This window comes from Photobacterium minamisatsumaniensis (genome assembly GCF_050336695.1).
Classification (GTDB): Bacteria; Pseudomonadota; Gammaproteobacteria; order Enterobacterales; family Vibrionaceae; genus Photobacterium; species Photobacterium minamisatsumaniensis.
Genome location: NZ_JAKJSI010000021.1, coordinates 78345 through 92955, shown reverse-complemented (window position 1 = coordinate 92955; position 14611 = coordinate 78345). Strand labels below are relative to the sequence as shown.

Sequence of the window (14611 nt, the reverse complement as noted above, 5' to 3'; positions counted from 1 at the left end):
CTAGTTCACCATCACTATGCCGCCTTTAACGGCCGTTTGACCGCTAGAGCTAACTTCTGCCTTAGCGCTTCCTTTCACCGTTGCACCAACATCGCCCTGCAAGGTGGCATTCAATCCTTTAATAGTCGCACTACTGGTTGCCTTGGCTGTAAAACTGCTATTGGCTTGCAATGACATAGAGCTACCCGCCTTGGCACTTAATGACCCATCGGAAGCAATACTCACTGAGCTACCTGACTGGCTCAAGCTTCCTCCTTCAATAGATACTTTAGAGTCACCAGCAATGGATATTTGGCTACTAGAAAGCTCTATCTTGCTGCTGCTCATAACAATCTTGCTATCTCCAACCTTGAGTGTGAGAGAGTCTGATCCTGTTATCGTAATAGACTTACCCTGCTCGGTTATCGCGTCATCAGCCTTCAAGCTGTACGACTTACTGGAGGTCACCGCAACGTCTTCTTTAGCGGTCAGTGAATAAGACTGCTCGACACTTTGCGCAATATTTTTGGTCACCGATAAGGTCATTTCACCACCAACAGTTTCTTGGTGATCGTTTACAACATCACTACTGAAGTCTTTTGCGGCGTGTAGATAAAAAGACTCATTGTCTTTTTTGTCATCGAATCGGAGTTCATTAGATTCACCCGCAAGCTTGGTTTTTACACCGCTTTGTGACGTATTTGCGGTTGGATAAGGCGGCTTGTTGCCACTGTTGTACACACTAGAGACAACGATAGGCTGGTCGGGGTCGCCATTGATAAAGCTGACCAATACCTCCTGCCCAGCCCTAGGCAAGAACTGCATCCCGTAGCTGCTACCAGCCATTCCCTGTGCAACCCTCACCCAGCAGCTGGTTTTATCGCCGGTCTCGGCATCCCAATGAAATTTTATTCTGACTCTTGCGGAAGTATCACTCGCTGGCTCCCCTTCGGTACTGCCAGCAACAACAGCTGATTGCAAACCGTGTAGCGTCGGCTTTTCTTTGAGTGGCGGGTAGTAGTCTTGGTCTTCAGGAATACAGATGAAATCAGATTGAACATTGACATTGTTCGCCCCTTTGGCACTAAAGACATAACTGACTTCTGACACTAGGTAGTACCCTTCTTCACCACTTTGACTGTGTGAGACCAGCTTCAGATAGTGACCAACACACACATCTGGCGAAGCCGTCTTTGCATAGGCACAGTGGTATTTAGAGTCTTGCTGTCCTCGCTGAATATCACCTAACGAAGACGATAAATCGGTATATGTACCAGCCAGGCTTGCTGCTGGGTAACGGTAATCTGTAAGCTTGGTATTCCCAGAAATTGTGTATTTGCTTTTTTTAGTTTTACTGGTGATAAGCTTGGACTGGTTATAGTCGTAGCCGGCAATCTCTAGCGAGGCGCTGTGAAAGGAATGTTCTCGCTGCCAACTGTCGATGATGTCATTATCACCAGTTGGTGCCGATGCATAATCCAGCATTACTGAGTCATCCTTTGAAAAGGATTTTGAGGCTTGTTGCAGATAAAGGGTTTCTGCATTCTTATCTTTACCAAAGTAAAAATGTACGCCCTCTTCAGCTAATAATCGCGTGACAAAATCAAAATCGGACTCGTTAAATTGGACACAATATTCACGCTTTGTCGAAGGCATGCTTTTCACGCTATAGCACCCTTTGAAACCCAGCTCATCAAAAATCGATGTGACAATATTTTGCGTGGTTTCTTCTTGAAAAACCCGGCACTGCCGAGAGTATTGCAACAGGTATAGCCAAGGCTGAAATGTTAACTTGATACTGTAGTAGCTGGAGTCGACTCGTTGAGACTGTGCTTGTGCTTTAACAACAACGCCCTGAAACTCACGTATACTACTTCGACTATCACCCAATACGTTATATACATTGCAGGTAAGCGCCTCGCCTATCCAGCTAGCTGGATCTGACTTTGAAACCAAAACATCGACACTGCACTGGTAATTACCACTCAATACTTCCTTTACCATTAAATCAGAGGCGACAAACTCATTACTACTCGCATCTTTGATAACCAGGAAACTTCCTTGCACATCCAATAGCTCATTCATTATTGGCTACCTCTCGAGTTACCTTTCTCATTGGCTGTGTTTTGATTTATCGAAGTTTCGATATTTACCAGATTCGCAAATCGCATCAGCTGTATCGGTGGGAACAAGGACATCTGGCGAGCAACAGCCATATTGATCGACATGGAATAGCGGCTTAGCTCCGCAATTGGAAGCTCACCAGGGGTCATACCCTCGAAGAGTATTTTCACCGCCTGATTTGCGGCAAGCTGCCCAACGCGGTAATACTTATTTGAAACCGAAATTAGTGCCGACGAATCTGTCACCATTGCGTCGTATGCGCTTGCTACAGGTAGGCCATGTTTAATGGCTGCTTGAGTAAAACGATCACTATTTGCCAAGTTGTAAGAGCTTGAGCCGACATAGACGACATCGACCCCTGCCGTTGCTAGCTCGCTAATTTTGGCTTCGAATTGATTGGGGACAGGCTTACCGGCTTCGTCAAGGGCATATAGCGCCTCAACAATCTCAAATTCCATCTCGGGTGCGAGAGCTTTTAGTTTCTGTGTATTTAATACTGAATTGAGTTCGGCGTTTGAGTAAACAACCCCGATTTTATTAACGTGAAGGTATTCACGCATTGCCCTTATTTGTACATCTTCACTGACTCGGTTACGGATCCCTGCGACATTTGGCCGCCCCGTCTTATTCTTCTCTGCGATAATATCGGCGCCCAGAGGATCGGCCACAATCATAAACAATGATGGGATCTGACCCAGCTTCGTTTCTGAGCCATATTCAGTGCGGGTACCAATTAACGCCTTCGTAACTCTGGTTCCCCACGTCACAACCAAATCCGGTGAAATTAATTTTGCTTCATCTAAGAAGAAATCCAATGTTGAACGATCACGCCCCGCATCACGAACGATGACCTCGACGGGGTATTCATTGCTTGTTAGATAATCTTTAAAGCCCTGACACGCTTCTTCACAGCCGCGCCACACCACCATATAAACCGTTTTGCTATTTGCTGCTATTGATGATGTTACGGTTGCCGTGCTCGCCATCGGTGTCATGCTCAAACACAGCACTACTGTTATAAATAGTTGCTTCATATTTGCGCCTCCTGTACCGATCGTCTGGCAGGTATTTTCAGAAAGACAAACATCAGCAAGCCGCTAATAATAATGCCTGCGCCAACAGCAGCCATCGCCAAACCAAAGTCGCCCACGACTAACAATGAAGCAACGGTGATGGGGCCTAAAACACTACCGATGCGTTCCGCCGTTCGAAGAATACCCAACACCTCAGTTCTACCAACTTCTGGCGTTGCTTCAGACGCTTCCAGCGCACAAGCAATGAGCGGTGCTTTTAGAATAGAGTGCGCGATACCCATTAAAGTGACCGCTAATATGATTTTGAAAAGTGAAGCTTCACCATAGAGCGACAACAATATTGCACCTGACAATACGGTACCGAGCACAATAAGTTCACGGGTTTTCTGTGTTTTATCTGCAATACCAGACGCTATCGGGCTTAGCGGGATGATAACCAAAGAGTAAATCATCATAATGCGGCCAATTTCAGATTGGCTTGCATCTAGCGATACCAGATAAATCGGTACCATAAAATAGAGAAACCCAGTTAACACAATTTTGGCCGGAATGGCGCAGCACACAATAATGGCAATAAAACGGATGTTACGCGCTAACAAGCGTAAGCCACCTTTTTTAGCCATCGGCTTATTACTGGTGGAATCCAACTCACCTGAGAACATCCTCCAAGCCAATAGCCCGGCAAAGGCCGCTAATACTGCCGAAATAAAGAATACAGGTTGATAGCCAATACGGTCTGCAATAATACCCCCTAGCGCAGTGCCGCACATGGTTGCCGTCATAAGGACTCCCACAAATATCGACATCCCTTTCGCGCGATTTTCAGAGGTCACAACCGCTGCGATATAGCTCTGGCAACTGATGGTTATCACCGCATACCCCAGCGCTGTAACACCTCGTGAAATAACAATGTCTAAACTATTCGTTGCGAATGCACACCCTAAGTAGCCAGCAATTGCCGGGATCAGCCCCAATATGAACAGCCTTTTTTGCCCCCATCGCTCAACCAGCTTTGCCGCAAAGGGCGTAAATACTGCGATAACAAGCATAAAGACAGAAATGGGTAAGCCGAGCATTACATCTTGCGAGATCCACGATGATGGCTCATAAAATTCAGCGACAAACAGCGGCATAAATGATTTTTGCAGCTCTTCACCAAATGAGAAAACAAACAGAGGTATACGAGCATCGACAATATCCCCTTTTTTCACCTGTAGCTTATTCTGTAGCTGAAACTTATCTGCCACCTCTTTAATACGGCGTTTTACGCCCGAAGCGTCCTGCTTACTGTCACTAAGGTAACCAAATAACGCGCTAAATTTGCTTTGTAGCTGTCTGGAGTCGCGGTTCAACCTCTCTGAAAACAGTCCTATCGTCCCACGCACTGCTGCCTTTTCATTAACTGAAAAATCGCCCTCTATCTGCCGTTTTAAAATAGATTCTGATTCTTCTAGTGGCCCAGAGATATAGATCATCACCACAACCATGACGACCTCGAAACAAACTAAAAGTACTGCGACAAGTACAATTGCAATATCAAAGAAAATATCCATTAGCTGGGACTGGATATACATTGAGCTCAAACCGACAAAGACACTACCATCTAGATTATTACTTTCATTAAGTGCTAGCCGGAATACATCGCCCTTGGGTAAATCATCTGAGAAAAGAGATGGAAAAAGATGAGGTAGCTCATTTATTACAACGCTAACCCGCTCGATAAAAGATGCATTAAGATAATGTGATGAAACCACCTCAAAAGCTTTGGTATCAAGTCTATTTAGATCGGATACAGTTCCCGCCTGATAGAGAGCATTGTCACCTTTGGTGACTGCAACAAAAGTCAGCTCTGGATATTTTGATAGCACATCTTCAAGATAACGATCCATCCCACGGATCTGTTCAAAAGGTACCCCCGCATTAACGGCTAGATCAACATCGTCATGCACTATTTGCGCAATAACATTGGCTTTTTTCAACAATTCTGGTTTTACAGAGAAATTGAATTCAGCCAGTGTGTAAAGAGCACTTAATGTGGACGCAAACAAAGCACTCAAAATGGTAATAAGTATCAAGCGGCTATTAATAAAGCTGGCCAAGCTTTTTACTTGGCTCATGGGCTTACCTCTTTCAAGGGTTCTTTTTCATCATTTTTTTTATGACGCGTCATGCTTTGAATTTTTTCAATTTCTTCAGCAACATAGGTTTTCATTTTTTCACTTTGCTTGATCTGCTCAGCAAAGTTTTTAGTCATTTCTCCATTGGGTACTTGCTCTAGTTTTTTAAAATCTTTTGATGAGTAGCCATGAATAAGTTTGATGACATTCGTAACATCCCCAAACCCAAAGCGTATTGCTATTAACACGATAAAAGCAGTAGCAAGAAAAATAACAACGGTTGCTTCCAGTAAATGCAGCTGTACTGCGGCATACACACCAAACAATGCCGATTTGTCATACTCAATAACAATACTTCCCGCTGATTTATCGAAACCATCTTTAATTTGGAGCCCACTGAATAACATCGTTTCATGGCTAAGCACCCAGCTTGTCTCATTTGACTTCAACGCCCGTCGAACAACCTCCTCTGGTAAACGCTGCGTTACTTTCGCATCAGCTGTAGATTGAATAACCACATTGCCTTTTTTATCTATTAATATAATCGCCTGTACGTTAGCTTCTCTTTGACGCGCTCGTTCGAAATTCTCTTTTAAATTACTTGCCGATTGGAGTGGAATGCCTAACCGTTCAACACGCTTTATAGACGTCTCTAGTGAAGACGAAATCACCTCAAGTTTTGACGAAACAACTTGGGACATTAAGCTATCAAATTTCATGTAGTTCATAAGGTACAAAAGACCAAGTACGAATAGTAATATCACCCAAACAGTGAGTACTAAACGCAAATGTACCTCAAAAAATGCCTTCATTGGCCATAACTCCTACATATGACATTACCGCTAATCAAATAATATGCAGGGAATACGAAAAAAATGTGCAAGCGAGAATCTTAATGTGAGAAATCTGATCTTCATTCTAAAAACATAAAATCAACTTTGTTTTTTTTATATTATTGACTATTAACAAAAATATAAAATAACCTTACAGATAACCTAGTTATATTAATGAAGCACCTATAACCGGCATCTAGTTAGTATAAAAGTTAAATCAAAAGCAGTTAAAAACATCATTGCACCAAGATATACATCTCTTATCAAATTTATAAATTCGTAAATCTTATAGCTTTATATTTAATTTATAGAATCACCATACTCAAAGGAAGTTTTAATAAATAGTGAACATTTGTGGATATACGCCAGTGAACTTTCACCGTCATAAACACCCAATAAGATGATGAATATTATCTATTCTTCACGAATGTGTTCGATTATTATTCCTATCTCATCTCACAAGGCATTAGCCTTTAGGGTTATAACTTCCATGCTGTTATTGGTTTAAGGGAACTTAAGCTAACTTTCAACGCACCATTACCTTCACTGGTTTTCAGTGAAGGTTTTTTTTGCCAGAAAACTGATTAAGGTGCAAAGTTCTGCGCTGAATTATTATCGCCCATCAGACAGATGAGTGAATGCACCTTTTAGCTTACTTTCCATTTTCAACTTCATGATAAATAGCAGGTTTAATATCAATAAGTTTCGTTTTATCCAAACAGTCTAGTCCTCGTACTGTTATCTTACCGCCTTCTAGCTTCTCAATAGGTAATACTGCCGCACCGATAGGGTTTGGACGCAGGGGTGAACGTAACGCAAAAGTCCCCTTCATCACCGATTTGCAAGTCTTTTGTACGCAAGCATTTTTTATATCAGCCTTGTTATCGCTGCACCCAAGCCAATATAGAATCAAAATATGTTGCCCTGTCACTAATCCTAATAACCCGTCTTTATATTCATCATATAATGTGATGTCACATAAGTTTCCATCTAATTGAATGTTGTTCGGGCAATCTTTGATTTTTTTAAATGGTGTATTAATAAACCCAATAAATTTAAGTTCTGCTGTCATTATTCTATTCCTGTATAAATTACTGTTCGTCTTTCATCATGGAAAGCACATAGATAAAGATTGTGATAAGAATGATCAACCCGCCGATAATGCTCGCGGCTGGCGGTATTTCATCAAAGAAGGTATAAGCCCAAACAGATGCGAGTACTGTTTCTATCATCAGGATCATGCCTACCTCTGGTGCAGTGATATAGCGGGTAGCAACTTGTGACAACACTCGTCCGAAAGGTGCTGTAAACAACCCCATCACACCCATAATTAGCCATGTATTTACGCCATACTCCGACGGAGTGGCGATAAAGAACATCGAAATTGCCAAGAATAAGCCACCAAAGCCAACGCTCGCCATCCGGCTTACATTCTGATACTTGCGCAACTGGGTTTGATTTAGAGACAAGCAAAAAACAGCAAACAATGCTAAGCCGTCGCCTAATAAGTTACCCGACTTAAATGATCCTGAAACTACAATCGCTATGCCCACCATTACAGAAGCTATCGCAAGCCAAGTTGAGCGCTTTGTCACCTCCCCTAAAAACATCCAACTAAATACAGCAGCTAGAGCAGGTGAAGCACTAAGAATCACAAACGTATTCGCAATAGAGGTATGGCTAATGCTCAAAACAAGGCCAGCAGCACTACCTAGCATAAGCAGACCTGAAATAAGCACCTGCCAACCGCTTTCTTTTACTGCGCCTACCAAGCCTCGTTCATCTCTTAACTGAATGCATATCGGCATCGAGATAGCGGTAAACAAGCCAAATAGAAACGCGGTGTCAAACCCACTTACACCTGATAAGCGTATAAATATGGGATCAAAGCTCATGAGCAAAGCACCGAGCAAAGTAATCATAAAGCCTACTGTTCGAGCCCCTTTCTTTGTGATGGCGCTTAATATTGTCGCTGTCATAAATATATCCTGATAATAAATCATACTTGCGGGTATGATTTATTATCGCGCCGACCATGTCAACTAAAATCATACTTTGAAGTATGATTTTAGTTTTACGTTGCCCTCGCAAAAACCATACCGTATAGTATGATGTTGATTTGTGAGGACCTAAAAATGAGCAAAATCGAACAAAATAAAGAGAAAAAAAGAAGAGCGATTTTAGCTAGTGCACAAGATGTTTTTTTATCTGACGGTTATGTTCTAGCAAACATGGACAAAATTTCCGCTCAAGCGCAGATGACTAAACAAACTGTTTATCGTTATTTCCCGTCTAAAATCGACCTGTTCCAAGCAACATTGCGTAAAATTGGTGAACAGTTTGATGAGAGCTATCTAGAGCATCTAGAAAATCCTGATACGCGCGCAGCGTTAACAGGCTTCGCTAAAGAATTTATTGCCTTCCATTTATCTGAAGAGCATATAGCGACATATCGTTTATTAATTGCAGAAAGCACTAAAGCCCCAGAAATTTTGGATAGCTTCAAGTCAGTAGGGTCCAATGAGACACATGAAAAGCTATCTTTATTCTTTACTGAACGCCTGAAACTTAAAGAAGCCGAAACACCCATTCGTTTCTGGATCGGTATGCTGCTATCTCTACGGGATGAAGTGCTTATGGAATTGGAAAAACCTAATCAGACAAAGATTGATCATCATGCCGAGCAAGCCACAGCCTTTTTACTTGTGGCAATATCAGCATCTTAGTCTCGGTATTACTAGAAGCGTTTAAATTTCAAATAGAAACATAGCTGCCTTCACCTAAAATCATGTACATTAACTAAACAGTTAATAACAAGGAGGTAAAGCAGATGGATCGCAAAACATACGCAGTGATAGGTACTGGTGCTATTGGCGGATATTATGGTGCACGATTACACCACGGTGGGAGCAATGTTCATTTTCTCTTCAACAGTGACTATGATCATGTCAGCCAACATGGTTTAAAGGTTGATTCACACTATGGCGACTTTTCGATTTCTGCCGATAGGCTCAATGCTTATCAAACCAGTAACCAAATGCCAACTGTCGATGTTGTTCTAGTCGCGATGAAAACGACTCAAAATCACCTGCTACCTTCACTGATTCGCCCCCTATTAAAATCAAATACGCTGGTTGTACTACTGCAAAACGGTATTGGTGCCGAACAAGAGTTAGCCAAGCAGCTCGATTTACCTTATGTTGGCGGTGGGCTGTGTTTTATTTGCTCAAACAAACTAGGACCGGGTCATATTCACCACCTCGATTACGGTAGACTTACCTTAGGCATGTATGGCGAAACAGGCTTGCCTGCATTGAAGCAGCTTGCTGAAGACTTTAGTCAAAGCGGTGTAGAAGTTGATGTGGAAGATAAGATCCTCTGTGCTCGCTGGAAAAAACTGCTGTGGAATACACCTTTTAATGGCCTATCTGCTGTATTAGATACCGACACTGCGCAAATGATGCAATGCCCTGAAATAGTTGATCTGGCAAAAGCAATCATGCTTGAAGTCAAAGATGCGGCGCAAACAAGTGGCACAGAATTAGAGATAGAGCTGATTGAGACCATGCTATCGAACACAGCTAAAATGAAGCCTTACCTTACCAGCATGTTGCTAGACAAGCGCAATGGCCGCGAACTCGAATTACAATACATGTATAAAAACGCACTTGATATGGCTCGACGCCATAACATCGAGATGCCTAAAACCGAAGCTCTGTACCAGCAACTATGTTGTGTTAATCAGCTTTCCAAAGTGCTCATCAATTAAATTGGCATGAATGATAACACCGTAACATTTACTTTCATTCTTTAACCGTATGACATGCAATAGCGTTCAAATAACGAACGCTTTGCGTTATATTGACCCCGCAACTTAATTTGACTCATAAAATATAAAAGTGAGAAAGGAAGTTCATATAAATGCTCGCAGATAAAATCTTAAACGTATTAAAAAAAGCTATTGAATTCAAATCTAGAATTTGGGTTATTCAAATCACTGATGGGCATTTCAAAGACGAGTCATTAATCATCAATGAAGATTCCTTCACTGAACCAATGCAGTGGATGAAAGAGCAGTACTATTCTGATGAGATGGTTGCCCAAGTCGATAAACTACAGCGTTCTGAAATCATTTTTTTGGAACTGATTGATACCGAGCACCGGATCATGCGCGTCAAGTAGCCACTAATATACTAACAATTAATAATAAAAAGAGTGCACTGAATGCAAGCTGTGTTGAGTAATATTTATAACCACACCCGAGGTGACTTCCTTAAGAAAATACTCACCATAGCCTTACCAATTACCTTACAGAACATTATGTTTTCTAGTAAAGGATTGGTTGATGTCATGATGTTAGGCCAGCTAACCGAAACCGATATCGCTGCCGTAGGGGTCGCCAGTAAAATATTGTTTGTCGCAACCATTATGTTGATAGGTATTACAACTGGTGGCGGCTTATTAACCGCTCAATACTGGGGAGCCAAAGATAACAAAGGGCTACAAGAAAGTACGACACTCAGCCTATTATTCACGCTGATCGCAGCCTTGACCACCATCTTGGTGTTCAATTTATTCGCGAATCAAATAATGGGGCTAGCCACGCATTCTAAAGACGTCATTACCCTTGGTAGCCAATACCTTGTAATTACATCATTTAGTTTACTCTTCGCCGCTATTGTAAGTAGCCTATCAGCAAGCTTACGTTCTATGCAGCAACCAGGCGTTTGTACTTTTTTTAGTGGTATTAGCATTTCGACCAATATTCTTCTGAACTGGCTCTTAATCTTTGGTAAGTTTGGGCTCCCTGAATTGGGAATTAAAGGGGCCGCGATTGCAACGCTCATAAGTAGCATAGTCGAAATGGCGTGCTTACTACTTTATCTATATTTCAAACGTCATTTATTGCTTTTTAGTTTTACAACAGGCCTATCAGCCTGTCAAAGCCGCAAAATAATACGTTTTCTTAAGCTTTCAATCCCAACGACATTCAATTTCTTGCTCTGGTCTGCAGGACTATTTGCTTACCATGCCATTATGGGTAGTACCGGAACACAAGGCTTAGTTGCGCTCTCTGTTATAACGCCAATAGAGGCAATGTCACTCAGTTTTCTTGTTGGTGTTGCGAATGCCTCTTCTGTATTAATCGGCAACCAGCTTGGTGCAAAAAATTATACCGCGGCATATTATCAAGCCATCATTTTCATCGCTATAGCCGTAACAGTAACGGTTATAGTCTCTTGCACCTTATACCTTAACCAAACCGCAATCCTTGATCAGTTTTCAGCTATCACGGCTGACACCCGAGAATTAGCTGAACAATTTTTTGCCATTCTTTGTATCGGCATCGTTTTACGTTCTGTCCCAACAACACTGGTTGTCGGCGTTCTACGAGCCGGAGGTGATGTGAAATTTTGCTTATACCAAGACATGCTTACACAGTGGGCATTTGGTATTCCGTTAACCGCGATTGGCGCCTTTTTACTTGGCTTCACTCCTGAATGGGTGTTTGCTATGTTTTTCCTAGAAACACTCTTTAAATGGTATGCATCCGTACAGCGTTTTAGAAGCCGGAAATGGATACGTAATCTGGTTGAAGAGTGACCGCGTAATAGAAGCGTTCATCACATCCCCTAACTGCTGAGCCCTAAATGCCCATCACCTACACCTTGGGTCTTACAGTGTACCTGACACGGTTTTCCATCCTTCGAAAAGACGAAATACATGATAACTATAAATTAATAGTTATCATGTATACCCGTTTGATAGAACCATACAGATTCAATAATTTGCTTCCGCTTTTATTCCTTGTCAGGCTCTGGCTGTAGGTCTGCTTCTTTCTTATCCGCTTCTGGTGATATCTTAAGCCAGGCGGTAAACAGCTCATACCAAATAGCTAAGATAACTGCCCCCAAGAACAAACCGATGATCCCAGCAGAAATCATTCCCCCAATCGCACCAATTAAGATAACAGGCATTGGAATGGATACCCCCCGGCCCATTAGCATGGGTTTTAGTATATTATCCGACAGGGCCGCCAATAACACCCAAATGGTAAAAATGGTTGCTGATGTCGTATCTTGTGCGGAATACATATAAAGAATGACAGGTAAAACCACTAGCAATGCAGGTAATTGAGCGATAGCCAAGATAAAAACAAGAAGCGTTATCCCTGCTGCTGCAGGCACTTCAAACACAAACATCGCGGCACCAATTAATACCGACTGAATAAAGGCAACACCCACAACACCAAGTAAGACACTACGTATGGTAGCAGCCGTTAAGCTCGCCCACTCTTCGCCGTGTTTACCAACTACTCTGATGGAAACGGTTTTAACAGCTGCCGCCATCGAATCGGAGTGCGCCATAAAACCAGCTGCAATAAGTAGTGAGATAATAAACATCACAATAGTGGCTAAACTACCCCCTAACCATCCAGCAAATGTCCCTATACCCGCTTTTATCTCCGGTAAAAATTTCGCAACAGCATGTTCAAGGTTGGTCGCAAATAGTGTCCAAACTTCAAACAACTTGTCGCCAACCACCGGAATATTGGCAATCCGCTCAGTTGGTCTTGGTATCGCCACTGAGCCTTCTTGCAGCATCGCTGTAACCGCAACGCCACCGTCATACAATGATCCTGACACCACAACTATTGGCACAATTAAAATACCGACGCCAAGAAGTGCCAGTATTGTTGCTGCCAGTCCCCGCTTCCCGTTAAGCATTCGTTCGAGCTTCATGGTTAGCGGCATTAATGCAACCGCAATTATTGCCCCCCACAAAACAGGAATAATAAAGGGTTTGATTATGTCGTAAGTCCAAACAATCAACGCAAACAATAAGCCAATGCGAATTGCTGACTCGACCATGTTATTGACGAAAATACTACTTTTGTTTCTTTCAAGTTGTTCATTCATCATTTTTATCCTGATTACTTTGGCTAGCACCAACCAAACTCGCAACAACAATAGCCATATAAAAAACACCAGCAATGGCTTCTAGGTATACAATTACTTGGGCTACCGGTGATACAGGGCTCATGTCGCCATACCCTAAGGTAGTTAAAGTAACAAAACTAAAATAAGCAGCATTGGCGAAATTCTCCCCCCATGCTTTATACTCAATGCCGGTAAAAGCATTGGGTGAAAATTCCAGTACAAACAAATAAATAATGGCCCACATCAACCCCAATAATAAAAATAGAGCCAGTGAACCCACTACTTTATTATTGTCGATAGAACCCGTTAATAAGATTTGGCGCATGATAGATTTAAACGTGCCAAAGAAAAAACTGAACATCAAAATCAACATAAACAGATCAGTATTATAAAGCTCGAAAAAACTCTTTAATATACTAACGGCAACCCATAGTACGAGTAACATCATTAAGAACCGATACCACCCAGTATCAAACCGCAGGCTGAGTAAACACACCAAAAAAGTGGTCGCGGTAATAGCTTGAAAAACAATTTCAAGCCACCCAGATTTGAGAACAAGCTCAAGCGATGAACTCACCAACAAAATAATCAATGATAAAGTTAAGTAATAAAAATTATTCTGTGATGTGATTTTTCTTCCCATGATGCTCCCCCCTATCTATTCGTACCTGCTGTATCTGGTGAATGGCTGTCTTCTTCATCTTGCAGCACCATGATAGATGCCGTCATACCAAAACGAAGGCTAACTCCTTCAGGTAACTGACTTAATGAGATCCTTACAGGTATCCGTTGCGCTAATCTGATCCATTGAAATACAGGATTTACATTAGGTAATAAATTATAGCCAACTGCCCCATCTTTCGGTGCTATCCCCCAGCCGAGTGAATCAACGACCGCATCGACTGGTTGTTCGGGATAAGCCATTAAAGTCACCCTCGCTTCATCACCAATGTTAATATTCGCCAGCTGGTTCTCTCTAAAATAGCCAAAGACCCAAAAGCTATTCACATCAACCAGTGCCAGTAATGGCTGGTTGGCAACAGCTTGTGTGCCTTCTTGAATATCAATATTTGATACATAACCATCAACTGACGCAAATATTTGAGTAAACGCCATATTCAGCTTTGCACCTCGAAGTTTCTGCTGTGCAACTTTAATTTGAATCAACGACTCTTCGTAGGCAATTTGACGCCGTGTAATATCTTTATGGGAAACAGCACCTCGGTCTTTAGCTTGAATATCTAGCAAGCGGTCATATTCGATTTTCTTACCACGAGAACTGATTTTTGCTCGTTCTAATGACGCTTCTGCCTGCGATAAAGAGACCTCATAAGTACTTGGATCTATCTGAAAGAGTAGATCGCCTTTACGAACAAACTGGTTATCTTTCACTGCTACATACACAATTGGGCCAGATACACGTGGCGCAATTTTGACTATATTCGCCCTCACTTGCCCGTTTCGTGTCCATGGATTATCAAAGTACTCTTCAAACTTCTGATAACCGATATATAAGGCACCCGCAATGACACATAAATTAAGTGCAACTACGAATAGCTTCTTTATTTTCTTCATACCCACAC

At 42.1% G+C, this 14611-nt stretch carries 13 protein-coding genes; 4 read left to right on the top strand and 9 right to left on the bottom strand.

Going from position 1 to position 14611, the window contains the following annotated elements; translation table 11 throughout:
• The 6 genes from L4D78_RS11825 to L4D78_RS11800 all read right to left on the bottom strand — a co-directional run bounded on the left by L4D78_RS11825 (nucleotide 1) and on the right by L4D78_RS11800 (nucleotide 8066).
• The gene (locus L4D78_RS11825) at nucleotides 1-2064 is read right to left on the bottom strand and encodes a type VI secretion system Vgr family protein (protein WP_428467106.1); all 2064 of its coding nucleotides are present in this window, start codon (nucleotides 2062-2064) and stop codon (nucleotides 1-3) included.
• On the bottom strand, nucleotides 2064-3137 hold the full coding sequence (locus L4D78_RS11820; protein ID WP_428467105.1) for an ABC transporter substrate binding protein: 1074 nt from the start codon (nucleotides 3135-3137) through the stop codon (nucleotides 2064-2066). Before L4D78_RS11820 ends, L4D78_RS11825 begins: the two co-directional genes overlap by 1 nt.
• Nucleotides 3134-5254 (bottom strand): MFS transporter, encoded by a 2121-nt coding sequence (locus L4D78_RS11815; protein WP_428467104.1) that lies wholly within the window; start codon nucleotides 5252-5254, stop codon nucleotides 3134-3136. The genes L4D78_RS11820 and L4D78_RS11815 overlap by 4 nt, the downstream gene beginning before the upstream one ends.
• The gene (locus tag L4D78_RS11810) at nucleotides 5251-5973 is read right to left on the bottom strand and encodes a hypothetical protein (protein WP_428467103.1); all 723 of its coding nucleotides are present in this window, start codon (nucleotides 5971-5973) and stop codon (nucleotides 5251-5253) included. The genes L4D78_RS11815 and L4D78_RS11810 overlap by 4 nt, the downstream gene beginning before the upstream one ends.
• Nucleotides 5974-6739: 766 nt before the next feature.
• Complete coding sequence (gene tsaA / locus L4D78_RS11805; RefSeq protein WP_428467102.1) at nucleotides 6740-7159, bottom strand: tRNA (N6-threonylcarbamoyladenosine(37)-N6)-methyltransferase TrmO; 420 nt, start codon at nucleotides 7157-7159, stop codon at nucleotides 6740-6742.
• Between the two features lie 19 nt (nucleotides 7160-7178).
• Nucleotides 7179-8066, bottom strand: a complete 888-nt coding sequence (locus tag L4D78_RS11800; RefSeq protein ID WP_428467101.1) for a DMT family transporter — start codon at nucleotides 8064-8066, stop codon at nucleotides 7179-7181.
• A 156-nt stretch (nucleotides 8067-8222) separates the two neighbouring features.
• On the opposite strand from L4D78_RS11800, the gene L4D78_RS11795 reads away from it, so the two are divergent.
• The 4 genes from L4D78_RS11795 to L4D78_RS11780 all read left to right on the top strand — a co-directional run bounded on the left by L4D78_RS11795 (nucleotide 8223) and on the right by L4D78_RS11780 (nucleotide 11691).
• Nucleotides 8223-8813 carry a TetR/AcrR family transcriptional regulator gene (locus L4D78_RS11795; protein WP_428467100.1) on the top strand — a complete coding sequence of 197 codons (591 nt, stop codon included), beginning with the start codon at nucleotides 8223-8225 and terminating at the stop codon, nucleotides 8811-8813.
• Between the two features lie 104 nt (nucleotides 8814-8917).
• A complete protein-coding gene (locus L4D78_RS11790) occupies nucleotides 8918-9856 on the top strand; it encodes a 2-dehydropantoate 2-reductase (RefSeq protein ID WP_428467099.1) in 939 nt (312 codons plus the stop codon).
• Between the two features lie 152 nt (nucleotides 9857-10008).
• Nucleotides 10009-10269 (top strand): hypothetical protein, encoded by a 261-nt coding sequence (locus L4D78_RS11785; RefSeq protein WP_428467098.1) that lies wholly within the window; start codon nucleotides 10009-10011, stop codon nucleotides 10267-10269.
• A gap of 42 nt (nucleotides 10270-10311) precedes the next feature.
• Nucleotides 10312-11691 carry an MATE family efflux transporter gene (locus L4D78_RS11780; protein ID WP_428467097.1) on the top strand — a complete coding sequence of 460 codons (1380 nt, stop codon included), beginning with the start codon at nucleotides 10312-10314 and terminating at the stop codon, nucleotides 11689-11691.
• Between the two features lie 197 nt (nucleotides 11692-11888).
• Here L4D78_RS11780 and L4D78_RS11775 read toward each other — a convergent pair whose 3' ends face one another.
• The 3 genes from L4D78_RS11775 to L4D78_RS11765 are packed head-to-tail and all read right to left on the bottom strand — an operon-like array spanning nucleotide 11889 to nucleotide 14594.
• Complete coding sequence (locus L4D78_RS11775; RefSeq protein WP_428467154.1) at nucleotides 11889-13007, bottom strand: AI-2E family transporter; 1119 nt, start codon at nucleotides 13005-13007, stop codon at nucleotides 11889-11891.
• Complete coding sequence (locus L4D78_RS11770) at nucleotides 13000-13671, bottom strand: potassium channel family protein (RefSeq protein WP_428467096.1); 672 nt, start codon at nucleotides 13669-13671, stop codon at nucleotides 13000-13002. Before L4D78_RS11770 ends, L4D78_RS11775 begins: the two co-directional genes overlap by 8 nt.
• 11 nt (nucleotides 13672-13682) lie before the next feature.
• Nucleotides 13683-14594, bottom strand: coding sequence for an HlyD family secretion protein (locus tag L4D78_RS11765; RefSeq protein ID WP_428467153.1), 912 nt, complete (start codon nucleotides 14592-14594; stop codon nucleotides 13683-13685).
• Nucleotides 14595-14611 lie beyond the last annotated feature (17 nt).